Source organism: Pseudomonas sp. SK3(2021), from assembly GCF_016772375.1.
Lineage (GTDB): Bacteria > Pseudomonadota > Gammaproteobacteria > Pseudomonadales > Pseudomonadaceae > Aquipseudomonas > Aquipseudomonas chlororaphis_I.
Window position 1 is genome coordinate 3,608,445 of sequence record NZ_CP061943.1, and the last position, 26,631, is coordinate 3,635,075.

The window sequence follows — 26,631 nt, forward strand, 5'->3', positions numbered from 1 at the left end:
CTGAAACAGCGCCCGGCCCCTTGCGGGCCGGGCACGGGTACGCGGCTTACACGCCCATCAACGGGTCGCTGATGCTGTGGGCACCGGTTTCCAGGCGCCCGGCCAGGCGCCGCAGCCAGCCGCCTTCGGCACGCACGGTCAGGTCGTACCAGCCGCCGCTGGCCTGGCAGGCGAACATCTGGTGGATCTCGCTGCGCCCGGGCACATCGAAACGCCATGGCCCCTGATGGGTGTAGGGACAACGCTCGATGGTGATCGACACCGGCTCCTTGCCCGGGTTGCTCAGGGTCAGCTGCAGGTTGTTACCGCGGCTGAACATCGACACCTCGGGCTGGCGCTCCAGCAGGTTGCCGTGGAAGCTGCGGTGGAAACCGTTGGGCCCCAGCAGCCACAGCTTGTAGCGACCCGCGGTCTGCCAGCTGTCCTTGAGTTGCTTGCCCGCCTCCACCGTGTAGCGACGGGGAATGTCCAGCAGGTGCAGGCGGTCGTAGACATGGAACACCGCGCCCTGCTCCCCGCTGTTCTGCAGGCTCAGGGTCAGGCTCAGTGCCTTGCGCTTGGCCTTGGCCTCGACATTCAGCCGATACGGCAAGGCTCGCGATGGCCGGGCCACGCGCTGCTGCTGCGGCAGTTGCTGGCGGCTGGGGTCCGGCAGCGGCACCTGGGCCAGTTGCTCCTGGCGCTGGCGCAGCAGGTCCGCGGCCTGGCGGGTGGTGTGCAGCGGCGGGAGGATCTCGCTGTTGGGATTGACGAAGTTGAAGGCCGAGGTCAGGTCGCCGCACACCGCGCGGCGCCAGGCGCTGATGTTCGGCTCGCGCACGCCGAAGCGCTTCTCGAGAAATTGCAGGACCGAGGTGTGGTCGAACGCCTGGGAGTTGACCCAGCCGCCACGGCTCCAGGGCGACAGCACCAGCATCGGCACCCGTGGGCCCGGGCCGTAGATACCGCCGTCCGGACGCGGTTGCTGGGTGGTCCCCGGTGGCGCCGGGTGGGTGAACACCTCGCTGTCGAAATCCACCGTCGACTTGCCGGCGAAGCTGCCGTCCAGGCGCCGCGAAGGCGCCGAGGGCGACGGCACATGGTCGAAGAAACCGTCGTTCTCGTCGTAGTTGACCAGCAGCACGGTCTTGCTCCAGACCTCGGGGTTGTCGGTCAGCGCCTTGAGGATTTCCTGGGTGAACCAGCCGCCCTGCACCGGGCTCGACGGCCCCGGGTGCTCGGAATAGCTGGCCGGCGCGACGATCCAGCTGACCTTGGGCAGCTTGCCCTGCTGCACATCGTTGCGAAACCCCGCGATCATGCCCTCCAGGTCGCTGCCGCTGCGGGCCGGCAAGGTGTTGCCATTGCCCTTGTACAGCGGCACCCGGGCATTCAACGCATCGCTGTAGGGCACGAAGGCGGTGAAGTCTTCCGGCGGCTGCGCCGGGTTGCCGGCCGCCACGCTGGCGCGGCGGTACTGGCGGAAACCGGCCAGCGGGTTGTCGCCGAAGTTGTCCGGCAGGTACTGGTAGATTTTCCAGCTCACGCCGCGCTCTTCCAGGCGCTCGGGGTAGGTCTTCCAGGTGTAGCCGACGTCCACCGCGCCCGGGCCGTCCCATTCGTTGACCACCGCGGCCACATTGGCGCCGGTCGGGCCGTTGGTGCCGGTCCAGTGGAACAGGCGGTTGGGGTTGGTCCCGGCGTGCACCGAACAGTGGTAGGCATCGCACAGGGTGAAGGTGTTGGCCAGGGCAAACTGGAAAGGCAGTTCCTGCTCGCGGTAGTAGCCCATGGAGGTGTTGGTCTTGAAGGTCGGCCAGGCGCTCATGCGCCCGCTGCCCCAGGCCGCGTGCTCGTCGATCCACGAATGCGGCGTGCCGTTGACCCGCTGCGCGTTGCCCCGCGAGCTGTCCAGGTGATACGGCAGCACCACGCGCCCGACGCCCTGCTGCTCCCACACCGAACGCTTGCCGGGCAGCGGGATGGTGAAGCGATCGCTGAAACCGCGGACCCCGGGCAAGGTGCCGAAGTAATGGTCGAAGGAGCGGTTTTCCTGCATCAGGATCACCACATGCTCGACGTCGCGAAGGGTGCCGGTGCGGTTGTTGGCGGGGATCGCCAGGGCCTGGCGGATGGAATCTGGCAGCAAGGTAAAGGCCGAGCCGATGGCGGCGGCCTGCATGAGCTTCCTGCGAGTGAGAGTAGGCATACGCGGTTGAATTCCTTGAAGTTACAGGGCGGGAAATAGCGACCCACGCAAAGTAGTGACCTCAAGTAACAAGCAAGTTACACGGCGATTGCAGGCCGGGGTCAAGGTATTCATTGATCCTGATACAGCCGTATTAACTCTCTAAGCCGATGATTTTTAATTACATTTCCAAATAAAGAATATTTCGTGAACTTCATCCCGAATGGTTCCTTGTAGGCGCAGAAATGTGACGCTGTTCTGCTTTAATCCTATTTGCACAATGCCACTACTTCAGTTTGCAAGGAGCAATCATGGACTCGACCCAGCACTACGAGGGGGAAAGGAAGCGCATCGAGAACCGCCGTACTGCATTGGGTCTCACATACCTTCCCGCGCCGGACGGCCAGCCCCTCAAGACCTGGGGCCTGGCGCTGTCCGGCGGCGGCATCCGCAGCGCCACCTTTTGCCTGGGGGTGCTGCAGGCGATGGCCCGGGCCAACGCGCCGGAACAGGCCAACCCACGCAAGTCGACGACAGCGCAAGGCAACCTCGCCAGCACTCTGCTGCCGCGTTTCGACTACCTCTCCACGGTCAGTGGCGGCGGTTATATCGGCAGTTTCTTCTCCAGCCTGTTCATCCCCAATCGCCTGCGCCGGGAGCAGGCCCAGGAACGCGCCGAAGCCTCGCACCTGTCGCCCGCCCAGCAAGCGGCCAGGACCGCCGCGGTCAACGCCTATGAGGTCCTGCGCTACGAGCCGCCGGGACGCATCAGCACCGGCATCGACTTTTCCAGCGAAAAAGACATCGGCAAGGGCCCCACCGCCTGGCTCCGGGAGAATGGCCGCTACCTGACCCCGACCGGCTCGGGGAATGCGCTCTACGCCCTGGCGATCACCTGGCGCAACTGGCTGTCGCTGCACTTCGTCATCGGCATGCCGATCGTCCTGCTGCTGTCGTTGCTGATGCTGTTGCAGGTCAAGTACCTGCCCAACCTGTTCCTGCTGCCCGGCGCGCTGTTCATCCTCGGCTTGCTGCCCTGCTGCCTGGCCTATTGGCTGGTACTGCCGAAAAACAGCCTGAGCAATCCGCCGGCCCTGAGCAACCTGGCGGCCGCGGCCTGCACCGTGATGGCGCTGGTCTTCGTCGGCATCTGGGCGCTGCTGCAACAGCCGGACGACAAGCCGAACGTTCGCCTGCTGTTCCTCGGGTTCGCCGCCATCGCATTGCTGGGCATCCTCTACGCCTGGCTGCTGATCTGGCGCCTGAAGTACCGGACCCGCAAGGCCAACGACGAAGACGGGATCTTTACCGTGCGCAACTACCGGGTCGAGGTCACCCGGGTGTTGTCGCAGGTCATCATCGCCCTCGGTGCGCTGCTGTTCGCTGCATTCCTGGTGTCGCTCTCCGAAGCGATCTACCTGCACCTGCAGGCCCTGACCCAGGGCACCCTCGGCATTCTCCCGGTGCTGATCTGGCTGGTGCGCCGCCTGGCGCTGTTGGGCGACGAGAAAAGCCTGCCGGACTGGCTGCGCCTGCTGCCCCTGGAGGTCATGAGCCTGATCGGCGGCCTGCTGTTGCTGGCGGTGGTCGGCCTGGTGTGGATGCTGTTCGTGGTGTGGGTCACCGCCGATGGCAGCATCCGCCTGCAGGAAGACGGCTATGTGCTGCGGCTGGCCCTGCTGGCGGGCGTCGCGGCGGCCCTGACCTGGGTCAGCAGCCGCTTCGTCGGCTTCCTCAATACCTCGTCCTTGCAGTCCTACTACAGCGCCCGCCTGGTTCGCGCCTACATGGGCGCCACCAACGGCAAGCGCTTCGACGGCACGCCCGAGCAACGGCGCAAGCACATGAGCGTGGCCGAACCGCTGAGCAACGACGACATCAGTGTCGAGCACTACTACGGCACGCCGAGCGCCGGCCCGCTGCACCTGATCAACGTGACCATGAACCTCACGGTCGACCCTGCCGAGCAACTGGTGCAGCGCGACCGCAAGGGCAAGCCGTTGTGCCTGGCGCCGGGCAGCGTCAAGGGCGAAGGGAGCTTCATCCTCGACGGCAAGGTCTATCAGCGCGACCTGGACAACATCCCCGCTTCGGAAATCGCCTACCCGCTGACCATCGGCCAATGGATCGGCATCTCCGGCGCGGCCTTCACCACCGGCCTGGGGCGTGCCACCAGCCTGGGCATGTCGCTGCTGCTGGGCCTGGCCAACGTGCGCCTGGGCAACTGGTGGCCCAGCCGCTTTATCGAGGGCAGGCCGGAAAAGCCCAGGCAGTCCCTGGGCCTGAAGCTGTCGCACTGGCTGCCGACCCAGACCTACCTGTTCTACGAATTGACCGCGCACTTCCATGGCCATCGGCGCGACTACCAGTACCTCTCCGACGGCGGCCACTTCGAGAACACGGCAGCCTATGAACTGCTGCGCCAGGAACGCCAGGTCGAGCTGATCGTGATGTGCGACTGTGGCTGCGACCCCGATTACCGCTTCGACGACCTGAGTAACCTCATCCGCCTGGCGCGCATCGACCATGGCCTGGAGATCAGGGAAGACACGCAGATCGCCGAGGACGAGGTGCTGGGCAAGGTGTTCGGGCGCATGGTGCATTTCAAGACCCCGCCGTCCGAGGCGGACCGCCGCTGCGCCCTGCTGCTCGACGTCTACCCCTGCCTTGAACCGGGCACCCTGATCAGTCGCATCCTGGTGCTCAAGCCACGGCTGATCGCCTCGGTATCGCCGGACGTGCAGAACTACGCGCTGATCAACAAGTCCTTCCCCAATCAGCCCACCGTCGACCAGTTCTTCGACGAAGCGCAGTTCGAGAGCTATCGCAAGCTCGGCTTGAGCGTTGGCCAGGAGGTCTTCGGCAATGGGCTCAACGGCAATACCATCGCCCAGGCGCTGTGGCGCTACCTGCGCGAGCACCCTGCGGGAAGCGCGCACGAGGGCGACCAGCCCAAGCCGCCGCGGCCGAACCGCAATGGCCAGCGCCGCCCTTCGGGCGACCGGGATCCCCGCGCATGAGGCTCGCAATGGCGACGCCCCTGCGGGCCCACGGCCAGCAAAACCTCAACGCTGGCCGCGGCGCAGGGTCTCGCTCGGCAGTTCCTTGAACAGCGCGCGGTAGCTGCTGGAGAATCGCCCCAGGTGCCAGAACGACCAGCGCATGGCCACCTCGGCCACGGTGGTTTCGTTCGGGCCGCGGTCGAGCAGTTCGCGGTGCGCGCTGTTCAGCCGGCGCAGGCGCAGCCACTGGGTCGGCGCCATGCCGGCGAAGGCCCTGAACGCGCCTTGCAACTGGCGCAGGGACACCCCGGCCACCTGCGACAGCTCCAGCAGGTTGAGGCTGTCTTGCGGGCCGTCCGCCGCCCACTGTGCGACCCGCTGCATGATCGCCCGCTCCTCGGCACGCCGGCGCAGGCCGCCGCCGTCCAGGCGCGCGCAGGCGTTGTCGAGGATAAACAGGCAGTCGTCGAGCAACTGCTGGGTCAGGGCCTCGCGGCTGGGTGGGTCGAGGGTCTGCGACAGGCGCGTCAGGGTCGCGCTGAGCCAGCGGCTGAACAAGGCGTTCTGCCCGCAGTTGAGCGGCGCCAGGAACAGGCCGTCGAGGCGCTGCGCGTCGAGGCCGTGGCCGCGGACGAACTCCGGGCCGAACACCACGGCGATTTCCTGGTAGTTCTCCGGGGTGATCCAGATGTTGCGGCTCTCGCCGTTGAGCAGGTACAGGGCGTTGTCGCTGCGATCGAAACAGAACGCCAGGGAGTCCTCGGGCGCGCTGAAATTCTGCTCGACCCGGGTGTTCATGCACTCCTCGTAGATCTGCACCCCCTGCAGGTCCAGGTAACGCACCTGCCCGGCGAAATGCCCGGGCGACATCTGCTGGTAATGCTGCACCCAACCCGGGGTGGCACGGATCTGATCGGCCACATCGAAGGTGTTGAAGGCCTGGACCTGGAGAGCTGTCGACGCTGTCATGAAGGGACCTTGCGCACTCTTTTGGTGCGCTTTGGTGCTGCTTAAAGTGGATAGATGGAACCGCAAGGCTTGCCCAAGATAGTCGTCAACGCGCCACAGGGGAAGCCTTGCCGGGCCAGCCCAAGCGCTGGCGCGTCACCGACAATCATTGACGAGGTCCTTATGAATGCCCCTTTCGATCAGCTGTCTGCCTGGCTGAAAGAACACAAGATTACCGAAGTGGAATGCGTGGTCAGCGACCTGACCGGCATCGCCCGCGGCAAGATAGCGCCCACTAACAAGTTCCTGCATGAGCGAGGCATGCGCCTGCCGGAAAGTGTGCTGTTGCAGACGGTAACCGGGGACTTCGTCGACGACGACATCTACTACGACCTGCTGGACCCGGCCGACATCGACATGGTCTGCCGCCCCGACGCCTCGGGCATTTACCTGGTGCCCTGGGCCATCGAGCCGACCGCCATCGTCATCCACGACACCTTCGACAAGTTCGGCAACCCTATCGAGCTGTCGCCGCGCAACGTGCTCAAGAAAGTCCTGCAGCTGTACGCCGACCAGGGCTGGCAGCCGATCGTCGCACCGGAAATGGAGTTCTACCTGACCCAGCGCTGCGAAGACCCGGACCTGCCGCTGAAGGCGCCACTGGGCCGCTCCGGCCGGGCCGAAAGCGGGCGCCAGTCGTTCTCCATCGACGCCGCCAACGAATTCGACCCGCTGTTCGAGGACGTCTACGACTGGTGCGAAGCCCAGGGCCTGGACCTCGACACGCTGATCCACGAAGACGGCCCGGCGCAGATGGAAATCAACTTCCGCCACGGCGACGCCCTCGACCTGGCCGACCAGATCACCGTGTTCAAGCGCACCCTGCGCGAGGCCGCGCTCAAGCACAACGTCACCGCCACCTTCATGGCCAAGCCGGTGGCCGACGAACCCGGCAGTGCCATGCACCTGCACCAGAGCGTGGTCGACAGTGCCACCGGCAAGCCGATCTTCGCCGATGCCGAGGGCCGCATGAGCGAGCTGTTCCGCCACCACATCGGCGGCCTGCAGAAGTACATCCCCCAGGTGCTGCCGATGTTCGCGCCCAACGTCAACTCGTTCCGCCGCTTCCTGCCGGACACCTCGGCGCCGGTCAACGTCGAATGGGGCGAAGAGAACCGCACCGTCGGCCTGCGCGTGCCGACCTCCGGCCCGGAAGCCATGCGCGTGGAAAACCGCCTGCCCGGCGCCGACGCCAACCCCTACCTGGCCATCGCCGCCAGCCTGCTGTGCGGTTACCTGGGCATGGTCGAGGGCATCGAGCCGAGCGCCGCGGTGGAGGGCCGGGCCTACGAGCGGCGCAACCTGCGCCTGCCGATCACCATCGAAGACGCCCTGACCCGCATGGAAGAGTGCCCGACCCTCGAGCGTTACCTGGGCAGCAAGTTCGTGCGTGGCTACGTCGCGGTGAAACGCGCCGAACACGAGAACTTCAAGCGCGTGATCAGCTCCTGGGAACGCGAGTTCCTGTTGCTCAGCGTCTGAGGCTTGCGTGCACTGCTGCGCACACCGTTGTAGCCGCTGCGGAGCGCCAGCGAGGCTGCGATCGATGGCGCAGCCATCGCCAGACCGTCGCACGCGGTGTACCTGATGCAAGGCGGTTGCCGGGTTTGCGTCGGCTGCGCCGCCGATCGCAGCCTCGCTGGCGCTCGGCAGCGGCTACAGGGCTTCATGAATTTGGCAAACCAATAACAACCGCAAAAAGGGGTATCGCTATGCGTCTATGGAAATCGGTGGTTCCGCTGGCCCTGTCGGTGCTGTTCGGCGCCACGGCCCAGGCTGAATCGAAAGTCAGCGTGTACAACTGGACCGACTACATCGGCGAGACCACCCTCGCCGACTTCCAGGCAAAAACCGGGACCCGGGTGATCTACGACGTCTTCGACTCCAACGAAACCCTGGAAGGCAAGCTGCTGGCCGGCCGCACCGGCTATGACGTGGTGGTGCCGTCCAACCACTTCCTGGCGCGGCAGGTCAAGGCCGGGGCCTTTCTCAAGCTGGACCGCGCGCAGTTGCCGAACTGGCAGAACCTCGACCCGAAACTGCTGGCCCTGCTGGAGCAGAACGACCCCGGCAACCAGTACTCGGTGCCTTACCTGTGGGGCACCAACGGCATCGGCTACAACGTCGACAAGGTCAAGCAGGTGCTGGGGGTCGAGCAGATCGATTCCTGGGCGGTGTTCTTCGAACCGGAGAACCTGAAGAAGCTCAGCCAGTGCGGTGTGTCGATGATGGACTCGCCGGACGAAGTGTTCCCGGCGATGCTCAACTACCTGGGCCTGGACCCGCGCAGCGAAAACCCCGCGGACTACAAGAAAGCCGAAGCCAAGCTGCTGGCGATCCGTCCCTACATCACCTACTTCCACTCCTCCAAGTACGTCTCGGACCTGGCCAACGGCAATATCTGCCTGGCCTTCGGTTATTCCGGCGACGTGTTCCAGGCCGCCAATCGCGCCAAGGAAGCCAAGAACGGGGTGAAGATCGCCTATTCGATTCCCAAGGAAGGCAGCAACCTGTGGTTCGACCTGCTGGCGATCCCGGCGGACGCGAGCAACCCCAAGCAGGCCCATGCCTTCATCAACGACCTGCTGGACCCGCAGGTGATCGCCAAGGTCAGCGCCTATGTCGGCTACGCCAACCCCAACCCGGCGTCCCAGCAGTTCATGGACCCCGAGCTGGTGAACAACCCCGAGGTCTACCCACCCCGGGCGGTGCTCGACAAGCTGTATATCTCCAGCACCCAGAGCCCGCAGACCATGCGCCTGATGACCCGCGCCTGGAGCAAAGTGAAGTCCAACAAATGAATCAGCACAGCCACGCGCAACACACCCGCTCCTACTACGCCGCCTCGGCCAACGCGCTGCCGGACTACCCGCCGCTGAATACTGACCTAAATGCAGACCTGAGCGCCGATGTCTGCGTGATCGGCGGTGGTTTCACCGGGGTCAACACCGCCATCGAACTGGCGCAGCGCGGCCTGTCGGTGATCCTCCTGGAAGCCCGGCGCATCGGCTGGGGCGCCAGCGGGCGCAACGGCGGGCAACTGATCCGCGGCATCGGCCACGACGTCAGCGGCTTTGCCCGCTACGTCGGCGCCGCGGGCGTGCGTTACCTGGAGCGGGCCGGCATCGACTCGGTGGCGCTGGTCGGCCAGCGCGTGCGTGAACACGGCATCGACTGCGACCTGCGCTGGGGCTTCTGCGAGCTGGCCAACACCCCGGCCCAGTTCGCCGCGTTCCAAGCCGAGCAGGAGCATCTGGCGGCGCTGGGCTACGTGCATGAAACCCGCCTGGTAGCCCCCCGGGACATGGCCCAGGTGGTGGCCTCGTCGCGCTATGCCGGGGGCCTGGTGGACATGGGCTCCGGGCACCTGCACCCGCTCAACCTGGTGCTCGGCGAGGCGGCTGTGGCCCAGACGCTGGGGGTGCGGATCTTCGAGCAGAGCCCGGTGCTGGAGCTGATCCACGGCGACAGCGTGCAGGTGCGTTGCGCCAGCGGCACAGTGCGCGCCGGCAGCCTGGTGCTGGCCTGCAACGCCCACCTGGATGACCTGGAGCCACGGCTGAGCGGCAAGGTGCTGCCGGCGGGCAGCTACATCATCGCCACCGAGCCCCTGGCGCCGGCCCTGGCCGCCGAACTGATCCCACAGAACCTGGCGCTCTGTGACCAGAAGGTCGGCCTCGATTACTACCGGCTCTCGGCGGACCGGCGCCTGCTGTTCGGCGGCGCCTGTCACTACTCCGGGCGCGACCCGGCGGACATCGGCGCCTATATGCGGCCCAAGCTGCTCAAGGTATTCCCGCAACTGGCGCACGTGCGCATCGACTACCAATGGGACGGTAAGATCGGCATCACCGCCAACCGCTTCCCCCAGGTCGGGCGCCTGCGCCAGTACCCCAACGTGTATTACGCCCAGGGTTACTCCGGGCACGGGGTCAACGTCACCCACTGGACCGCGCGCCTGCTGGCCGAAGCCATCCACGCCGGCCACAGCCAGGGCCTGGACATCTTCAGCGCGGTGCCGCACATGACCTTCCCCGGCGGCCCGGCCCTGCGCGCGCCGCTGCTGGCGCTGGGCATGTTGTGGCATCGGTTGCGCGAGGTGTTGGGCTAAGACCATAACTACGCAAGCGAATGGACCACCGCTATCGCGAGCAAGCTTCGCTCCTACAGAAGCGAGTGCCAGATACGGACTACCGGGCGCCCCACAAACCTGTAGGAGCCAGCGGGCGGCGATCCGACTTGCCGGCGATGGCGTCATCGAATGCGTCGCTGTCATCCCAGGCAGCTCGCTGCGATCATTGCCACACAGGCTGGCCTGAAACCTCGACCGATGCGAAGATGCGCGCCGCAAACCGGCTTGCTAAGGAATGGCATCATCAAAGCGCTCACTGCTCTCGTCCTACTTGGGACACTCCCCCTCGCGGGCTGCGGCACCCTGATAGCCCGCAGTCAGTACAGCTCCTACGACCTCTACAAAGGCACCCAGGAGAATATCCAGCTGCTGACCATGCGCGGCGCCAGCGGCTACGAGGGCTACAACACGATGTTCTGCTGGATAACCATCGTCTGCCCGCTGGTGGCGGTGGTGAGCCTGCCGGTGGATGCGGCGGTCGATACCGTGCTGCTGCCCTACGACGCCAAGGGCGTTTATTACTGAAGCTGCGTTTGGTCGATAGCGGCATGGGTGAATGGACCACCGCTATCGCGAGCAGCCCCGAGATAGCCAAGGTCCAGGTGTGGCTGGGCCACGCCAATATCAGCACCACACGCATGTATGAACGACGTGGACAGCGACCTGAGGACTCTCCCACCTTTAAGGTCAAGTATTGATGACCAGCAAGGGCGTTTCTGGAGGCCCCGGTTGGCTGATAAGAGAAGTTTTACTTATGCTGCCGTTGAACGACTAACGGGCGACAGGTCACCCAAACCACTACCTGCTTCATACAGAGCAAGTTTTTGGCGGGCAATTTCAGCACCTCGTAAACGCAAAGGAGTCTCGATGAAACGATAGTTTAATTCACTTAATACCAGCAGTAGAGCGCCCGAGGTCAACAGCAGCTCCAGAGTAAAGCCTTGTTCCAACGTCAAACCACGACTGGAAGCGATACGACTCCAGATTTCGGTGCTCAAATGATTTGTAAATACATGAATTACATACAACGCATACGATCTGGAGCCCAGCCACTGCATCAGACTTTGCATAACTGCAGGACAGTAAATGTAACCCTTCTGATAACTAGCGAGCCAAACAATAAGTGCGGAGATGATCGCGATCAATCCAACAGCAATAGGGGTCGCAATCAACTGCAAAGCAACCGCTCCCAGCATATACAACAAAAACAGCGTGCAGAACAACCGTTTAAGCAGACTTTGGCTCAAAGAGCGAGGTTCGACCTGCTGGTAGAGCTTGGTGCGAGAGAACAAACATAAAAGAATGCCCCAAAGCATCGCATCCAGGCGAAAAGCGCTCAGCATAGCGCTTTCTGGTGAGCCGAAAGGGTTTCGGTCTAGGCCAAATTGAATCACGATCAGAAGCAGTAGGGATATCGCCCGCCAGCGCGGTGTGGTTATGAATAGCAGAAACAACGGAAAAACAAAGTAGAACTGTTCTTCAAGCGCTAAACTCCAGTAATGGGGGCTGGGGCCAAGAAGCCCCCCATATAAAGCTGCTAAATTACCGCTGAATGTCGCAACAGCAGTAAAACTGCGAATATTGTCTAACCATGAACCAAAGGCATTAGACTGGTTGAAACCAATCGAAAAGAACAAGGGAATCAATATCCAAAGCCAAGCAGTAGGTAACAAGCGGTAGGCTCGACGAATCCAAAAAGCAACTACTGCCAAACTGTATTGTCCCTTTCCGCGATATGTATCGAAGTAGTCGAGATAAGCCTTGCTCACAACGAAGCCGGAAAGGCAGAAGAACAAGTCCACCCCACTCCAAGGCATGAAAATGCTGAAAACACGAAGAAGCAAATCGGCATGAAAGGGCAACATCATGTTGACGTGGCTCAGGAGGGTCATTGCGATAGCAACTCCTCGTAAGTATTCAATTTCCATATTTTTGCGGTTGTTCATCACTTCACCGTCGATATGTAATATCATAACACTCAACATAACGATGACAGGTTGCATGATTCCAGGTCAAGAAGTGACTATTCCCTTTCAATGCGCGCCAGGCCGGTTAATGCAGCTCGGGGGTCATCGGTTACCGACGCATGGCCCTGACCACTTCACCCGCACTGCTCACGCTGCGGCGCCTTAAACCTCGCTTACCCGATGGTCAGCATCGGCGCTGTCCTGGTGCGCTTGGGCCGGGCCGGGCGCGGGCTCAAAATGCATGCCTTCACCGAATGCACTCGCGGTGGTTCTGGTTTGGATCTCTCAAGTAAGCCAGCGCGTACACGCGCCCGGTTGAGCCGTCAGGAAGCCTAGCCGCCTGGGAGCGATTTATCCGGGTCTTAGCGCCCGCAGGCTGGCCGTAATATCGCCCTGGGGCGCTTAGACACGAAGGAATAGACGCTGCTGTTCAAGGTGGCGGGTGCAGGGGGTCGCTGGCTCCTGCTTGGGGTTGGGGGCTAGCAGCTCGTATTCGCGCCGTGCCGTAGGCACGACTTGCGCGAAGCCTATTTGCTCTCCGAGGTAGTTCACACCTCGCAAGTCCCTTTTTTACCCGAAGGGGGTAGCTGACGGAGATATAAAATTCCATCTATTTCAAAGGCTCAAGCCCGGTCGGGCGCGCGCCGGCCGGCAAATCCCCGACCCCGCTGCCGGCGGGCTTAACCCCGGGGCGTTATCGCCAGGAAGGCTGAAGACAATAAAACGCCGGGTATAAGTCCCGGCGTTTTTCAAGGTAGGACAATGGCTGCTCAGCGATGGCTGGCCTGCAATGGCGGCTGCGCCTGGGGCATGGCCGAAGAGTGGTGGTTGAGGATCTTCCACTGGCCGTCGATGCGCTCGTAGAGGAAGGTGTAGCGCGCCTGCACCTGGCGGGTCGCGCCACCGGCCTCGTGCAGGGTGAAGGTGTAGACGCCGCTGTCCATGGCCACGTCCGGGCCCAGGTGGCGGATTTCCCGGTAGTTGACCTGGCCCACCGGCTTGCCCGCGAGGAAATGCTCGAAGTAGTCCTGGATCTGCGCCGGGGTGGTGCGCACCTGGTTCGACACGGTCGGCTGGAGGATCGCGTCGGCGGCGTAAAGGCTGGTAACGTTTTTTGCGCTGCCGGTTTGCAGGGCCGCGTTCCAGCGATCGAACAGGCTGGCGATCTCCCGGTCGCCCTGGCTCTGCGGCTGCGCGGCGACGGTGCGGTACACATAAGGCGTGGCGTCCAGGGCCTGGGCCAGCGGCGCGGTCAGGGCCAGCAACAGGGCAATGGCGGTGGTTGGCAGTTTCATCGGAAGGCTCCAGTGGGTTTCAATGCGCCCACTTTGCCCACCCGGCGCAGCCTCGCCATCGGCCAACCGGTGCCGACGGCCTATGCCATTCGGCAGATAGGCCCACGGCCGGCAAGCGGCTCTAATGCCTGCTCGCGAGCGCACGCCCTTCACGCTGGAGCCTGTTTTTCATGCAAGACCCGACCCACGACCCCGGCAGCGCCCTGGCCATTCGCAGCCAGTATCGCCAGGCGCAAAGCCGCGCGGCGCGCCTGCGCCTGCTGGTCGACACCGGCCAGGAACTGACCCAATTGCCCCCCGCGGCCATGCGCCAGCGCGCCCTGCAACGGGCCTGTGCCTTTATGGCGATGGACCACGGCCTGCTGCTGGAATGGCACGCCGCCCAGCCACCCCGGGCCACCGCCCAGCATGGCAGCAGCGAACGCCTGGCCGCCCTGCACCCGTTGGCCAAGGCACCGGCGCTGCACCCCGAATGGCTGCCGCAGACCGATGCCGCCCTGCCCCAGGTATTGCGCATTCCCCTGCCCGGCGCCGACGGCCAGGCTTTCGGCGCGCTGCTGCTGGCCAACAGCGTGGCCCTGGCCGCGCCCGACAGCGAGGACCTGGAGTCCCTGCAACTGCTGGCCACCCTGCTGGCCGCGCACCTGGAAAACCAGCGTTTGCTGGAGGCCCTGCAAGCCCGGGAACGGACCATGTCGGAGTTGGTGCACCGGCTGTTCAGCGCCCAGGAAGACGAACGCAAGCGCGTGGCCTACGACCTGCACGACGGCCTGGCGCAAACCCTGGCCGGGCTGCACCAGCGCCTGCAGGGTTTTGCCGGGCGCTGCCCGACATTGCCCCAGGCGTTGCACGGCGAACTGCAAGCCATCCTGGCCCTGGCCCAGGGTTGTGTCGGCGAGGGCCGGCAGTTGATCGGCGGCCTGCGGCCCAACGTGCTGGACGATTTTGGCCTGTACAAGGCCATCGACAAGGAAGCCGACCGCCTGCGCGACGCCGGTCTCGAGGTGCGCTGGCAACAACAGTCCGGCGCACGCCTGCCGGGTGCCAGCGAGATCGCCCTGTTCCGCATCGCCCAGGAAGGCATCAACAACATCCTCAAGCATGCCCGGGCCAGCCGCGCCGAGTTGAGCCTGCAACTGGTGGATGGCCAGGCCTGGCTGGCGCTGGCGGACAACGGCGTCGGCTTCGCCCTGGACAGCCCGCTGTCGAGCTGCGGCGGCCAGCGCCTGGGGCTGGCGGCGATGCAGGAACGCGCCAGCCTGCTGGGCGGCGAGCTGTCCTGGCACAGCGCCCCTGGCAACGGCACCCGCCTGCAAGCCCGGGTGCCGTTGCCCACTGCCGGAGAAAGCGAATGAACCCTGCCCTGCGCCTGGTGCTGGCGGACGACCATGAAGTCACCCGCACCGGCTTCGTCGCGCTGCTCGCCGGCCACCCGGAATTCGAGGTGGTCGGCCAGGCCCGCGATGGCCAGGAAGCCCTCGAGCTGTGCGAACGCCTGCAACCGGATATCGCCATCCTCGACATCCGCATGCCGCTGCTCAACGGCCTGGGCGCGGCGCGCCTGCTGCAACAGCGGCAACCGGCGATCAAGGTGATGATCTTCACCATGGACGACAGCCCCGACCACCTGGAAGCGGCGATTGCCGCCGGCGCGGTCGGCTACCTGCTCAAGGACGCCAGCCGCAGCGAAGTGCTCGGCGCCCTGCAGCGGGTGGCCCAGGGCGAGGAAGCCCTCAACAGCACAGTCAGCGCCCGGCTGCTGCGGCGCATGGCCGAACGCAACGCCGGCGGCAGCGGAGCCCACGTTGCTGCCCTGACCGCCCGCGAACGCCAGGTGCTGGGGCTGGTGGCCGGCGGCTTCAGCAACCGCGAGATCGGCGAAAAGCTCGGCATCACCACCGGCACCGCCAAGGCCCATGTGGAGCGGGTGATCGGCAAGCTCGGCGCGGCGGACCGCACCCAGGCCGCGGTGCGCGGCATCGCCCTGGGGCTGGTGGCGCAGCCCGCGGGAGACTGGCCATGAGGCTGCTGGCGAGCCGGCACTGGCTCGACCTGCCCCTGCGCAGCAAGGCGCTGGTGGTGATTTCCCTGCCGCTGGTGATCCTGCTGCTGTCGCTGGTACTGATCTATATCACCGAACGCCAGACCGCCCGCGCCGAGGAAGACGTGCGCCGGGTGCTGCTGGTGCAGGGCGATATCCAGACCGTGCACACCCTGCTCGCCGAAGCCGCGGCCAGCGTGCGCGGCTACCTGCTGACCCGCCGCGAAGACTTCCTGCCCAGCTACGAGCGCGCCCAGCCACTGATCCAGGCCGCGCTGCAACGGCTGGACAGCAACATTCGCGATGCGCGCATGCGCGATCACCTCAAGGCCATCACCCCGCTGATCGGCCACAAGCTCGACGGCCTGGTCGCCCTGCGCAACGGCCGGCCTGATGACAGCGCCAGCATCACGGCGATCCTGATCGAGAACAAACAGGTGCTGGACGTGTTGCGCGAACAGATCAGCGCCATGCGCATCCGCGAAGACGGCTTGCTCGCCGAGCGCAGCGCCGCGGCTTCGGCGACCCGCATGCGCCTGCTGCTGGCCACGCTGCTGGCGGCGCTCTGCGGCCTGTTCGGGGCGATTGTCGCGGTGCTGTTCTTGTCCAAGGGCATCGTCGCCCGGGTGCAGCAGGTGCAAGGCAACGCCCAGCGCCTGGCCCTCGGCCAACCGCTGCGACCGCAGGCCCCGGAACAGGACGAGATCGGCCAGCTCGGCACCCGCCTAGTGGAGGCCGGGCAACTGCTGGCCGAACGCGAGCGGGCCCTGCGCGACAACGAAGAACGCCTGCGACTGATCATCGACGGGGTCAAGGACTACGGGATCTTCGCCCTCGACACCCAAGGCCGGGTCACCACCTGGAACGCCGGCGCCGAACGGATCAAGGGCTACCGCGAACAGGAAATCCTCGGCCGGCACTTCTCGCTGTTCTACCTGCCGGAAGAATGCCCGGCGCACCCGGACATGGCCCTGCGCGAGGCCACCCGCGACGGCCATTACATGGAAGAGGCCTGGCGCTGCCGCAAGGACGGCAGCCGCTTCTGGGCCAGCGTGGTGATCACCGCGCAGTACGATGCCAGCGGTGCGTTGCGTGGTTTCTCCAAGATCACCCGCGACATCACCGACCGCCGCGCCGCGGAAATCGCCCTGCGCACCGCCCGCGAAGAAGCCGAAAGCGCCAGCCGCGCCAAGAGCGAATTCCTCTCGCGCATGAGCCACGAACTGCGCACCCCGCTCAACGCCATCCTCGGTTTCGCCCAGTTGCTGGACATGGACTCGCCCAGCGGCCAGCGGCCCCAGGTCGGGCATATCCTGCGCGCCGGCCAGCACCTGCTGACCCTGATCAACGAGGTGCTGGACATCGCCCGCATCGAGGCCGGGCACCTGCCGCTGAATGTCGAGCCGATCGCCCTGGCCTCGGTGCTGCACGAAGCCCTGACCCTGGTCTCGCCAATGGCCACCGACGCCGGCATCCAGCTGGCCGCCCTGCCCGCGCTGAGCGAACACAGCGGGGTGATCGCCGACCGCCAGCGGCTGATCCAGGTGCTGCTCAACCTGCTGTCCAACGCCATCAAGTACAACCGGCCCCAGGGCCAGGTGCGGATCGCGGTCAAGGTTCTGGGCACGCGGGTCGAAGTGGCGGTCAGCGACACCGGCGCCGGCATTCCCCTGGAGCGCCTGGACCAGTTGTTCCGGCCCTTCGAACGCCTGGGCGCCGACCCACGGGTGGAAGGCACCGGCCTGGGCCTGGCCCTGAGCAAGAGCCTGCTGGAGATGATGGACGGCAGCCTGCGAGTGCACAGCACGCCGGGCCAGGGTTGCTGCTTTACCTTGCAACTGCCCTTCGTCCAGGTGGCCGCGGCCGGCGCGTATCCGGCCCTGGAGCAGCCAGTGGCGGTGCTGCCGGCCCGCATCGAGACCGTGGAATACCGTGGCCAGGTGCTGTGCATCGAAGACAACCTGTCGAGCCTGGCGCTGATCGAAACCCTGCTGCAACGCCGCCCCGGCATTCGCCTGCTGTCGAGCATGCAGGGCCAGATGGGCCTGGACCTGGCACGCCAACATGCGCCGCAACTGATCCTGCTGGACGTCAGCCTGCCGGACCTTGCAGGCCTGGAGGTGCTGCGCCGGCTGCGGGAAGCGCCGAGCACCGCCAGCACCCCGGTGCTGATGATCACCGCCGACGCCAGCGCCCTGACCCACCGCGCCCTGCTGCAGGCCGGGGCCACGGCGATCCTGACCAAGCCCATTCATATCCCGGCGTTTCTCGCCCACCTTGAGCAACATTTACCGGAGCCCGCATGAACCACGATTTGCGCATCCTGATCATCGACGACCAGCGCCCCAACCTCGACCTGATGGAGCAGCTGCTGGCCCGCGAAGGCCTGCACAACGTGCTGAGCAGCACCCAGCCGCTGCGCACCCTGGACCTGTTCAACAGCTTCGAGCCGGACCTGGTGATCCTCGACCTGCACATGCCCGAGTTCGACGGCTTCGCCGTGCTCGAACAGCTCAACCGGCGGATCCCGGCCCACGACTACCTGCCGATCCTGGTGCTGACCGCCGACGCCACCCGCGACACCCGCCTGCGCGCCCTGGCCCTGGGCGCCCGCGACTTCATCAGCAAGCCGCTGGACGCCCTGGAAACCCTGCTGCGGATCTGGAACCTGCTGGAAACCCGCGCCCTGTACAAAGCCCTGCGCCAGCAGGTACCGGCGCAGCAGATCGAGCTGCTGCGCCGGCATCGGCAGTGAATGGGCTGGCGCCCCTAGAGGTTGTACTCATCCAGCCTCGGCGAGTCGCCAACCTGCTCGATCAACTCGGAATCGATATCCGGCAGGTTTTGCGGCTGGTAGCTCAGTTGGCTGCCCCACGACTGGCCGCTGCTCAGAGGGCCCTGCAGCCGAGCGGCCACTGAGGCATGGACCCGGATTTTCTGTGCGTTTTCAGGCGTGGGAATCACCCGCGAACGGGCTTTGCCGAACGGCGGCATCGAACCGTACTCCAGGGTTCGCCGGTGGGTCTTCGAGTTCCAGGCCAGGCGCGGCACCCATTCGGCGATCAGCCAGTTGCGGGTCAGGGAATCATGGGCCTGGGCCAGCGGATCCTGTAGCACGGAGGCTGGATAGAGTTCCGCCCGACAGGCTTCGGCATCGATGCTCAACCCGGCCTCCAGGCACTCGCCGATCATCCAGCGCAAGGCGATCAGCGCCAGTTGCGACTCGCCGACCGGATAACCGCCGCCCACATCGGCATGCACGCCGGCGAACCAGACCTGCTTCAGGTTCACGTTCTCGTCCTCTGTCCAGAGGTTCTGGCGGAAAAAGCTGCGGCGTTCGTCCAGGGACACCGCATGGCGGATGATCTTCACCTCCTTGTTCCTGCGGGTGTAGGGAACGATCAGCGGGTCATACACCCAGCCCACCGAACTCACGGTGTCGAACAGTCCGAGAAAGTGAATGCTCACCTTCCGGGCAAAGCTGCCCTTGAACGCCTCCATCAAGTCGAAGTCCGGCTTTTTATCCGCGCTCATGCGCCACCAGGTGTAACTCATGGCCCGTTGGCGATTCGGTTTGGAATTATCAGCGGACCGCAGGCGAGTGGTCAGCAGCGACCAGGCAAAATCCATCAACTGGACCTGATGGGCCGGCAACAGGCCAATGGTATGCAACAGCGCCGCCAGCACCCGCACCGCGTAGGAGCCGCGGGAAAAGCCGAAAAGGAAGACCTGGTCGCCGTCCCTGTAGTTCTCCATCAGGAAGCGGTAGGCATTGAGCACGTTGCGCTTGATGCCCCAGCCGAACATCAGCCCGGCGATGCGCGACGGCACCTTCTGCCATTCGAACAGGGTTTCGCTGAGCCCGAAGGTGCCCACCCCCTGGTCGTAATAGGCCAGCAGCGTCTTGCTGTCCTTGGGCAGCGAGCGAAACAGCCGGACCACATTGGTCGGCTCGTCACTGAAACGGTTGTTGGTGCCGTCGATGCAGACAATCAGCTGGCGCGTCTTGATCCTTGTGTTCTCCACGACCTGGTTCCCTCAAGAGTCGTCACGTGAGGTTCCCGCACGGCCAGTCGGCCAGGCGAGGACCGGTGTCACCCTACGTCCGTGTCATGACCACTGCTGCGGTAAAGCCTGAAGGGCTATCCAAGGCATAGCAGCATTAACGGCGCCCGGCCATAAAGCCTTCGACGCTCAATGTCTTGGCCATCCCCCCGCCACCAGGAGGGGCCGGTCACCGAAGGGCCTTGCCTGGGCCCTAGAACCTGCCGCCCAACGGGTACTCGATCGCCAGCCGCAGCTGGTCGGCATCCAGTTCGGCCTGGGCCTGGTTGCCGCGGTGCACGGCGTGGCGCAGGGTGACGGCGAGGTTTTTCGCCGGGCCGGACTGCACCACGTACTTGGCCTGCAGGTCGCGTTCCCAGTGCTTGCCGCCTTCGCCGTAGCCCAGCCAGGCGTAGCCGCCGCGCGGGTCCATGTGGCTGCCGTCGATGCCGCTGCCGCGCACATACAGGGCGCTGAAGGTCAGGCCGGGCACCTGGTAGCTGGCCATGTTGAGGTCGTAGCGGGCCTGCCAGGAGGCTTCCTGCGGGGCATTGAAGTCCGACAGGGCCACGGCGTTGCTCAGCAGGATCGCGCCACGGGTGACGTAGTCGTAAGGCGTGTCGCCGTCGACCTTCTGGTAGCCCAGGCCAACGCTGTGGGCGCCGCTCCTGTAGGTCGACATCAGGCTCCAGGTGGTGTTGTCGATGCGCCCGGACAGGGCCTTGCCGGTGTCCTGGGTGCGGTACAGGTTGAAATCGAACGTCAGGTCCTGGCCCGCGCTCAGCGGCAGGCTGTAGAGCGCGCCAAGGTACTGCTGGCGCCAGGTGTCTTGGTACAGGGCACTGAACAGGCTGGCGTTGAGGCCCTTGATCGAGGTGTTGCGCACACCGACCAGGTCGAAGCTGTCGCCCTGCCTGCCGTTGGAATAATTGACCACGAAACCCTGGTCGTGGCTGCTGGCGTTGCGGTCGGTGCTTTCGTTGAAGTGGCCGCCGTATAGCGTGGTATTGCTCAGTTCGCGGCTGGTGAGGAACCAGCCGGTGGCGGTCTCGGGCAGCAGGCGGCTGTCGGAGGAACCGAACACCGGGGTCTTGACCCGCTGCTCGCCGTAACGCAGTTCGGTTGAGGAAAAACGCAGCTTGGCCACCGCGCCGCCGCGGCTGAACTGGTCCTTGGGATGGCCGTCGTTGTCCACCCCCAGCAGCCGCGCCTTGCCGGCCCGGCCACCGCCGCTGTCGAGTTTCCAGCCGGAATAGACGTGGGCGTCCAGGCCGAAGCCGAGCGTGCCCCGGGTGAAACCGGAGCTGTAGTCGGCCATCAGGCCATAGGCCCACTCCTCGGCCAGGTCGCTGCGTTCGGCGCGGGGTTTGTAGGCGTTGCGCGCGCCGTTGCTCAAGGAACCGTGCTCATAGTCGCGACGGTCGTAGAGGCTGCGGTTGAACAGGCTCCACTGGCTGTCTTCGACAAAGCCCTTGGCATGGTCCTGCTCCGCGGCCAGCACGAGCAGGCTCTGGCCCCCCAATGCCAACAGCAGGGTGTGTCGGGTCAAGGTCTTCACTGTCGAACTCCCGAGAATCGATAAAGGGCGGGCGATAGAAGGCAGTGCGCCGCTGTACGGGCGCACCACCGGGATCCCACTCAGAGGTATTTGAGGATCGCGATATCGCGGCGACGCTGCTTGAGGCCTGCGAACCAGCGTGTCGGGAAGAACAGCAGCACGCCGAGGATCAGGCTCCACAACCAGACGCCGGACAGGCTGTCGAAGCCGTAGTAAGTGCCCTGGTTGGTGCCCCAGATGGCCACGGCCACCAGGTACAGGGCCTTGAGCACGTACAGGTGCAGCAGGTAGAAGAACATCGGCGCGCCGCCGTAGATCGCCAGTTGCGCGGTCGACCAGCGTTCCTGGACCTTCTCGAAGTACGCCAGGAGGATCAGCCCCAGGCCCAGGGTCGGCATCAGGAACATCAGCGACGGCGGGTATTTCTTGGCGCTCATGAAGCTCATGAAAGTGCGCAGCGCATCGCCGGTCTGGACCCAGGGCTTCTCGCCGTAGACGTTCAGGTAGCGAATGAACACGAACGCCACCAGCAAACCGACGCCAACCTTGAGCAAGCGCGAAATCCGCGCCGCGGGCTGCATGTCCTTGCCGAACCACGGGCCTATGGCCCAGCCCAGCAGGATCACGCCGATCCACGGCAGCACCGGGTACGTGGTGCGGGCCCGGGTGAACTCGGTGATGTCGATGAACACCCGCTGGTGCAGGATCGACCAGGGCACGAAGAACGGCGACTCGGGGCCCACCACCACCTCATCCAGCAGGTTGTGCCCGGCGACGATGGCCACCCCCAGCACGATCAGCCAGCCACGCTTGAAGTGCAGCAGGCCGGCCAGCACGATCATGCAGATGCCGATGCACCAGATCACCTGCAGCCACAGGGTCTTGGGCGGGAACTCGGCGTTCCAGGCAAAACACACGAAGGTCAGTTCGAGGAACACCAGGAACAGGCCGCGCTTGAGCAGGAACACCGAGGTCTCCCCGAGGCTGTGTTTCTGGCTGTAGAGCCAGGCCGACAGGCCGGTGAGGAAGATGAACACCGGCGCGCAGATCTCGCTCAGCAGGCGGGTGAAAAACAGGTCCGGGGTCACGCTCAGGGCGTCGATCGGGTCGCTGACCTGGCGATGCAGGAGGAAAGTCTCGCGCACGTGGTCCACCAGCATGCACAGCATGACGAAGCCGCGCAGGGCATCGATCGCCAGCATCCGCGCATTGGCCTTGGCCATGCTGCCCGCCAGCGCAGGGGAGGCGACGCCCGCCTGCCCTGCCAATCCAGTAGAAAGAGTCATATCAGTCACTCATGTTGAAGGTCGTTAAGCCTGGGCAACCCCCTGTCGCCGACACGGCACAGGGGTCGGGGCAGCGGGTCAGGATTGCTTTTTCAAGCGCGCGACTTCCGAGGCCGGCAGCGTTGCAGGCGCCCGAGGCAACGGCGGCTTGCCCTGTGGCTGGTGGAACGACAGCGTGGAACTGAAGCTCTTGAGGTCGTAGGCCTCGGCCTGGCTGTCCGGGCCCTGGCGAGTGCCCGGAGTGCGGTCCTTGTATTCGGCCGCCACCACATAGGTGCCCTGCCACGGCAGCGCGAAGCTGACCTTGCCGTCCTGGTCGCTGGTCTGGGTGAAGACCTCGCCGGAGCCGGTTTCCAGGATCACTTCCTGGGCGGCCAGCGGCTTGAGTCCATAGAACACCTGGAACTGCGCCTGGCCCGCGGCGGCCACGCCGGTGGGGACGATGTCCAGCGTCAGTTCCGGCTGGCGCGCGCGCAGGTCGCCGACCCAGCGGGTGGCGGGCGTCCAATGAGTCTTGAGGGTCTTGCCGCCTTCATGCAGGTCGAAGAGCGGATACTGCGAGTCCTGCGCCAGCAGGCTTTCATCGGCCCTGGGCTGATGGCCAACGCTGAACGACTGGCGTTGCAGGCTCAGCAGCAATGCCGGGGCCGGCAGCGGATTCGCCGCCGACCAGCCCTTGAGCTGGCGGAAGCGATCGAGGCCGCCGGGGGTCACTTCCAGCATGTTCTTGTCGTACTCGCCGTAATACAGCGTCAGGGGCTGCCCCGGCGTGTGTTCGTACCAGATCTGGTGAGCCTGGGTAGCGCTGGCCAGCATCAGCGCGCCCAGCCCTATCAAGGTGTTTGCCGTGCTCATTCGCATCGTGTTGCGCTCCTTTGTACTCTCATTCAACGAATCGCCGCCCCCGCTCTGATGGCGTTGAACTTCCCGGGGAGACGATGCGCACCTACCACTGGCTGGCATTACAGCGCAGGCCGTTCTGTGCTTTGTTCCGATTTGCCGCGGCACACGCCCGTTGCCTGCTGTTTTCTCAAGGCAAACAGCGATTTATGCGGTGTGCGCCAGGCTGAAGCATCCAGGGGTAAGCGGTGCGTGGATTGTCCGATCGGGGTGCATGCGAGGCCGGCATGGCCGGTGTCGCTTGCTTGCGCGCCACCCGCTGTCACTCACTGGCCCGGCCAATGGCCGGCCCAGACGCAAGCGCGCCCGCTGGGGCGCGCGCATGGGTGATTGATCAGACGGCAAAATGTTATCAGATAACATTTCGTTTTGAGAGAAGAACGCGTCAGTGGCGCAATAATTTACGCAGGGGCACGCCGTCCTTGAGGACCGGCGACTTGATGACGATGTAGCTGAAGTACTTCGAGATACCGATGTTCTTGTCCAGCAGGCTTTCCACCACCTCCTGGTAATGCTGGATGCTGCGGGTCATGAACCGCACCAGATAGTCGTAGCCGCCGCTGATCAGATGACACTCCAGCACCTCGTCCACCAGGCGGATATTCGACTCGAACTTGGCGAAGTCCTCGCGCTTGTGGTCGCTCAGGGTGATCTCGGTGAACACCGTGACCGAGTCGGTGATCTTGGCCAGGTTCAGGTGCGCCTTGTAGCTGGAAATGTAGCCGGCCGACTCCAGGCGCTTGACCCGCTGCAGACACGGACTGGCCGACAACCCCACGGTGTCGGCGAGGCTGACATTGGTCATGCGTCCGTCTTTTTGCAGCTCAACCAAGATGTTGATATCAATACGGTCCAGTTTGACTAAACCTTCCATCGTTTACCTCTTGATTGCTGTGGGATGCAATCGACAAGCAAGATCAGCGCCGTAACGACGCCTGATGCTGGGCCACCAGGTCGGCCATGCTGTTGATGCAGTAGTCGGCGGCGCAGGGTTGCGGGTTGCGCCCGCCGGCGCGGCAGATCAGGCACAGGCCCGCCGTCGCTTGGGCCGCGGTGGCCGGTGGCCGGGTCACCTGGAGAATGTCCTCGACCCTCAGGTCGTTGTCCGCCAGCCACTGGCGATCCTGCAGTTGCTGGCTGGCCAGGGAGATGAAATCGTCCTGGGCGATCCCCAGCCGCTCGCACAACAGCGCGCGATCCTCGGCATCGCGATCGCCCTGCACCAGCAGCCGATAGAACTTGCGCAGGTACAGCATCGCCCCCGGCGCATCCTCGAACAGAGACCAGCCCGCCACCGAGCGGGCGAAGCTCATGCCCTCCTCCCAGGACGCCTTCAGGCCCCAGCGTTCGGCCAGCTGCCGATGGGCGAAACACAGCAGGCCGCTGAACCCCAGCTCGGCGAAGCGCGGGTACAGGCCCCGCACCGTCTCGGCGAACTCGCCCAGCACCTGCTCCTTGTCCGGTTGCCCGCGGCGACTATCGAGCAAGGGTTGCAAGGCGGCCCAGACCCCCGAGTCACGGTCCACCAGGACCGCGTCGCAGTCGATCAGCAACGCACGATAATCAGTCAGCCCCATGGCGTGTACAGCCTCCTATGATGCGTTCCATCGATCCATGCTCCAAAAATGCCCATCGGTGGCGCCCGGCAGCCCGGCGCCGGCCGGACCTCAGCTCAGTTCAAGAGTCGTGCCAGCGCGGCATCGAGAATCGCCAGGGCTTCGTCGATCTGCTCGGGGGTCGTTACCAGCGGTGCCAGGAAGCGCAGGACGTTACGGTGCACCCCGCACTTGATCACCAGCAACCCACCCATGCGCGCCTGGTCGATCAGCCGTTGCGTCAACTCGGCATCGGGGCTGCGCGCCGCGTCGTCCTTGACCAGTTCCAGCGCCAGCATGAAGCCGCTGCCACGCACATCGCCGATGCACGGGTACAGCCTCTGCAGGCGCAGCAACCCTTCGCGAAGACGCAAGCCCAGCGCCACGCCACGGGCCAGCAACTGTTCCTCATCGTAGGCATCCAGCACCGCCAGCGCCGCGGCGCAGGCCAGGGCGTTACCACCGTAGGTGCCGCCAAGGCCGCCGGGCAGCGGCGCGTCCATGATCTGCGCCTTGCCCACCACCCCGGACAACGGCAAGCCGCCGGCCAGGCTCTTGGCCACGGTGACCAGGTCCGGCTGGATGCCGGCATGCTGGAAGCCGAACCAGCAACCGGTACGGCCGAAGCCGGTCTGGATTTCATCGAGGATCAGCACGATGCCGTGTTGCGTCGCCAGGGCGCGCAAGGCCTGGAGGAATCGCGCCGGAGCGGCGAGGAAACCACCGTCGCCCTGCACCGGCTCGATGATGATCGCCGCCACGCGCTCGGGCGCGACCTGGGTGGCGAACAGTTCCTGCAGCGCCTGCAGGGCCATCTCGCCGCTGACCCCGCGATAGGCGTTCGGGTAGGGCGTATGGAACACCTCGGGGGCGGTACCGAAGTTCTGCTTGTACGGCTGGCTCATGCCAGTCAGCGTGCTGCCGAGCAAGGTGCGGCCATGGAAACCGCCACGAAAGGCGATCACCGCCGAACGCTGGGTATGGGCGCGGGCGATCTTCACCGCGTTCTCCACCGCCTCGGCGCCAGAGGTGAAGAATGCCGCCTTGTAGGGGTCGTCGCCGCCGATCAACTGGCTCAGGCGCCGGGCCAGGTCCAGGTACGGTTTGTAGGCCACCACCTGGAAGCAGGCGTGGGAGACTTTCTGCAACTGCGCCTGCACCGCCGCCACCACCCGGGGGTGGTTGTGGCCGATGTTCAACACGCCGATCCCGCCGACAAAATCCAGATAGCGCTCGCCGTCCACGTCCCACACCTGGGAGCCCTCGGCGCGGTCGATGACCAGCGGATGGGCAGTGACCACGCCCCGCGGCACGAACTGATCGCGCTGCTGGAGCAAATGAGGTGTTTCGTCGACCTTGCTATTCATGGCGTTCCTCATACTGAGCCAGGCAACCGGGAAGCGGTTGCGATGGCTTCAGATTAAGGCTTCGGCGGAACCGACTTAGCCGAACTTGGCCCCTGAGAAATCCGGATCCACTGTTTTCACCCCAGTAAACGGCAGATTCCTTCAGCCCCGCCGAATCTGCCGGCCAGGGCCTCGAAGCGCGCTGCGCAAGGCTTTCGCACGCGCCCTTTCGACAGATCCTGCTTTGCCGTTGCGGCATCATGAAAGCCATCCCCCGTCGATCAGGAACC

The 26,631-nt window shown here is 64.8% G+C and carries 20 protein-coding genes and 1 pseudogene; 10 read left to right on the top strand and 11 right to left on the bottom strand.

Annotated elements, in window-relative coordinates:
• Positions 1-46: 46 nt before the first annotated feature.
• Positions 47-2,188 carry a phosphocholine-specific phospholipase C gene (locus tag IF690_RS15990; protein ID WP_202696427.1) on the bottom strand — a complete coding sequence of 714 codons (2,142 nt, stop codon included), beginning with the start codon at positions 2,186-2,188 and terminating at the stop codon, positions 47-49.
• A 290-nt stretch (positions 2,189-2,478) separates the two neighbouring features.
• On the opposite strand from IF690_RS15990, the gene IF690_RS15995 reads away from it, so the two are divergent.
• A complete protein-coding gene (locus IF690_RS15995; RefSeq protein WP_202696428.1) occupies positions 2,479-5,187 on the top strand; it encodes a hypothetical protein in 2,709 nt (902 codons plus the stop codon).
• Between the two features lie 45 nt (positions 5,188-5,232).
• On the opposite strand, the gene IF690_RS16000 is transcribed toward IF690_RS15995, so the two are convergent.
• The gene (locus IF690_RS16000) at positions 5,233-6,138 is read right to left on the bottom strand and encodes a helix-turn-helix domain-containing protein (RefSeq protein ID WP_202696429.1); all 906 of its coding nucleotides are present in this window, start codon (positions 6,136-6,138) and stop codon (positions 5,233-5,235) included.
• A 162-nt stretch (positions 6,139-6,300) separates the two neighbouring features.
• Here IF690_RS16000 and IF690_RS16005 point away from each other — a divergent pair, with 162 nt between their 5' ends.
• From IF690_RS16005 to IF690_RS29025, 5 genes and pseudogenes are all read left to right on the top strand, one after another.
• Positions 6,301-7,659 carry a glutamine synthetase family protein gene (locus tag IF690_RS16005; RefSeq protein ID WP_180921231.1) on the top strand — a complete coding sequence of 453 codons (1,359 nt, stop codon included), beginning with the start codon at positions 6,301-6,303 and terminating at the stop codon, positions 7,657-7,659.
• Between the two features lie 230 nt (positions 7,660-7,889).
• Complete coding sequence (locus IF690_RS16010; RefSeq protein WP_202696430.1) at positions 7,890-8,978, top strand: polyamine ABC transporter substrate-binding protein; 1,089 nt, start codon at positions 7,890-7,892, stop codon at positions 8,976-8,978.
• Positions 8,975-10,288 carry an NAD(P)/FAD-dependent oxidoreductase gene (locus IF690_RS16015; RefSeq protein WP_202696431.1) on the top strand — a complete coding sequence of 438 codons (1,314 nt, stop codon included), beginning with the start codon at positions 8,975-8,977 and terminating at the stop codon, positions 10,286-10,288. Before IF690_RS16010 ends, IF690_RS16015 begins: the two co-directional genes overlap by 4 nt.
• 246 nt (positions 10,289-10,534) lie before the next feature.
• Positions 10,535-10,834 carry a YceK/YidQ family lipoprotein gene (locus IF690_RS16020; protein ID WP_202701481.1) on the top strand — a complete coding sequence of 100 codons (300 nt, stop codon included), beginning with the start codon at positions 10,535-10,537 and terminating at the stop codon, positions 10,832-10,834.
• Positions 10,835-10,893: 59 nt separating this feature from the next.
• Positions 10,894-11,007: pseudogene (locus IF690_RS29025) on the top strand (tyrosine-type recombinase/integrase); the annotation flags it as partial.
• Positions 11,008-11,061: 54 nt separating this feature from the next.
• On the opposite strand, the gene IF690_RS16025 reads toward IF690_RS29025, so the two are convergent.
• A complete protein-coding gene (locus IF690_RS16025) occupies positions 11,062-12,312 on the bottom strand; it encodes an acyltransferase family protein (protein ID WP_252189486.1) in 1,251 nt (416 codons plus the stop codon).
• Positions 12,313-13,046: 734 nt separating this feature from the next.
• Complete coding sequence (locus IF690_RS16030) at positions 13,047-13,571, bottom strand: SgcJ/EcaC family oxidoreductase (RefSeq protein ID WP_202696432.1); 525 nt, start codon at positions 13,569-13,571, stop codon at positions 13,047-13,049.
• Positions 13,572-13,741: 170 nt separating this feature from the next.
• Between IF690_RS16030 and IF690_RS16035 the strand changes: the two genes are divergently transcribed.
• The 4 genes from IF690_RS16035 to IF690_RS16050 are packed head-to-tail and all read left to right on the top strand — an operon-like array spanning position 13,742 to position 18,367.
• A complete protein-coding gene (locus IF690_RS16035) occupies positions 13,742-14,926 on the top strand; it encodes a sensor histidine kinase (RefSeq protein WP_202696433.1) in 1,185 nt (394 codons plus the stop codon).
• A complete protein-coding gene (locus IF690_RS16040; protein WP_202696434.1) occupies positions 14,923-15,594 on the top strand; it encodes a response regulator in 672 nt (223 codons plus the stop codon). The genes IF690_RS16035 and IF690_RS16040 overlap by 4 nt, the downstream gene beginning before the upstream one ends.
• On the top strand, positions 15,591-17,918 hold the full coding sequence (locus IF690_RS16045; RefSeq protein ID WP_202696435.1) for an ATP-binding protein: 2,328 nt from the start codon (positions 15,591-15,593) through the stop codon (positions 17,916-17,918). Before IF690_RS16040 ends, IF690_RS16045 begins: the two co-directional genes overlap by 4 nt.
• Positions 17,915-18,367: a response regulator gene (locus IF690_RS16050; protein ID WP_202696436.1), complete on the top strand. Its 453-nt coding sequence runs from the start codon at positions 17,915-17,917 to the stop codon at positions 18,365-18,367. Before IF690_RS16045 ends, IF690_RS16050 begins: the two co-directional genes overlap by 4 nt.
• A gap of 14 nt (positions 18,368-18,381) precedes the next feature.
• On the opposite strand, the gene IF690_RS16055 is transcribed toward IF690_RS16050, so the two are convergent.
• The 7 genes from IF690_RS16055 to gabT all read right to left on the bottom strand — a co-directional run bounded on the left by IF690_RS16055 (position 18,382) and on the right by gabT (position 26,362).
• Positions 18,382-19,638 (bottom strand): T6SS phospholipase effector Tle1-like catalytic domain-containing protein, encoded by a 1,257-nt coding sequence (locus IF690_RS16055; protein ID WP_202696437.1) that lies wholly within the window; start codon positions 19,636-19,638, stop codon positions 18,382-18,384.
• A gap of 232 nt (positions 19,639-19,870) precedes the next feature.
• Entirely contained in the window at positions 19,871-21,214 is a 1,344-nt protein-coding gene (locus IF690_RS16060) for an OprD family porin (protein WP_202696438.1), read from the bottom strand.
• Positions 21,215-21,294: 80 nt separating this feature from the next.
• Positions 21,295-22,500 carry an acetyltransferase domain-containing protein gene (locus IF690_RS16065; RefSeq protein WP_202696439.1) on the bottom strand — a complete coding sequence of 402 codons (1,206 nt, stop codon included), beginning with the start codon at positions 22,498-22,500 and terminating at the stop codon, positions 21,295-21,297.
• A 78-nt stretch (positions 22,501-22,578) separates the two neighbouring features.
• A complete protein-coding gene (locus tag IF690_RS16070; protein ID WP_252189487.1) occupies positions 22,579-23,355 on the bottom strand; it encodes a DUF4198 domain-containing protein in 777 nt (258 codons plus the stop codon).
• A 430-nt stretch (positions 23,356-23,785) separates the two neighbouring features.
• Positions 23,786-24,274 carry an Lrp/AsnC family transcriptional regulator gene (locus tag IF690_RS16075; RefSeq protein ID WP_202696441.1) on the bottom strand — a complete coding sequence of 163 codons (489 nt, stop codon included), beginning with the start codon at positions 24,272-24,274 and terminating at the stop codon, positions 23,786-23,788.
• 43 nt (positions 24,275-24,317) lie between these two features.
• Entirely contained in the window at positions 24,318-24,977 is a 660-nt protein-coding gene (locus tag IF690_RS16080) for an HAD family hydrolase (RefSeq protein ID WP_202696442.1), read from the bottom strand.
• Between the two features lie 95 nt (positions 24,978-25,072).
• Complete coding sequence (gabT, locus tag IF690_RS16085; RefSeq protein ID WP_202696443.1) at positions 25,073-26,362, bottom strand: 4-aminobutyrate--2-oxoglutarate transaminase; 1,290 nt, start codon at positions 26,360-26,362, stop codon at positions 25,073-25,075.
• Positions 26,363-26,631: the final 269 nt, after the last annotated feature.

Excerpts from the sequence above, each read along its gene's own strand:
- IF690_RS15990 (WP_202696427.1), bottom strand. The coding sequence starts at position 2,188 with ATGCCTACTCTCACTCGCAGGAAGCTCATGCAGGCCGCCGCCATCGGC.
- IF690_RS15995 (WP_202696428.1), top strand. The coding sequence starts at position 2,479 with ATGGACTCGACCCAGCACTACGAGGGGGAAAGGAAGCGCATCGAGAAC.
- IF690_RS16000 (WP_202696429.1), bottom strand. The coding sequence starts at position 6,138 with ATGACAGCGTCGACAGCTCTCCAGGTCCAGGCCTTCAACACCTTCGAT.
- IF690_RS16005 (WP_180921231.1), top strand. The coding sequence starts at position 6,301 with ATGAATGCCCCTTTCGATCAGCTGTCTGCCTGGCTGAAAGAACACAAG.
- IF690_RS16010 (WP_202696430.1), top strand. The coding sequence starts at position 7,890 with ATGCGTCTATGGAAATCGGTGGTTCCGCTGGCCCTGTCGGTGCTGTTC.
- IF690_RS16015 (WP_202696431.1), top strand. The coding sequence starts at position 8,975 with ATGAATCAGCACAGCCACGCGCAACACACCCGCTCCTACTACGCCGCC.
- IF690_RS16025 (WP_252189486.1), bottom strand. The coding sequence starts at position 12,312 with ATGCAACCTGTCATCGTTATGTTGAGTGTTATGATATTACATATCGAC.
- IF690_RS16030 (WP_202696432.1), bottom strand. The coding sequence starts at position 13,571 with ATGAAACTGCCAACCACCGCCATTGCCCTGTTGCTGGCCCTGACCGCG.
- IF690_RS16035 (WP_202696433.1), top strand. The coding sequence starts at position 13,742 with ATGCAAGACCCGACCCACGACCCCGGCAGCGCCCTGGCCATTCGCAGC.
- IF690_RS16040 (WP_202696434.1), top strand. The coding sequence starts at position 14,923 with ATGAACCCTGCCCTGCGCCTGGTGCTGGCGGACGACCATGAAGTCACC.
- IF690_RS16045 (WP_202696435.1), top strand. The coding sequence starts at position 15,591 with ATGAGGCTGCTGGCGAGCCGGCACTGGCTCGACCTGCCCCTGCGCAGC.
- IF690_RS16050 (WP_202696436.1), top strand. The coding sequence starts at position 17,915 with ATGAACCACGATTTGCGCATCCTGATCATCGACGACCAGCGCCCCAAC.
- IF690_RS16065 (WP_202696439.1), bottom strand. The coding sequence starts at position 22,500 with ATGACTCTTTCTACTGGATTGGCAGGGCAGGCGGGCGTCGCCTCCCCT.
- IF690_RS16070 (WP_252189487.1), bottom strand. The coding sequence starts at position 23,355 with ATGAGCACGGCAAACACCTTGATAGGGCTGGGCGCGCTGATGCTGGCC.
- IF690_RS16075 (WP_202696441.1), bottom strand. The coding sequence starts at position 24,274 with ATGGAAGGTTTAGTCAAACTGGACCGTATTGATATCAACATCTTGGTT.
- IF690_RS16080 (WP_202696442.1), bottom strand. The coding sequence starts at position 24,977 with ATGGGGCTGACTGATTATCGTGCGTTGCTGATCGACTGCGACGCGGTC.
- gabT (WP_202696443.1), bottom strand. The coding sequence starts at position 26,362 with ATGAATAGCAAGGTCGACGAAACACCTCATTTGCTCCAGCAGCGCGAT.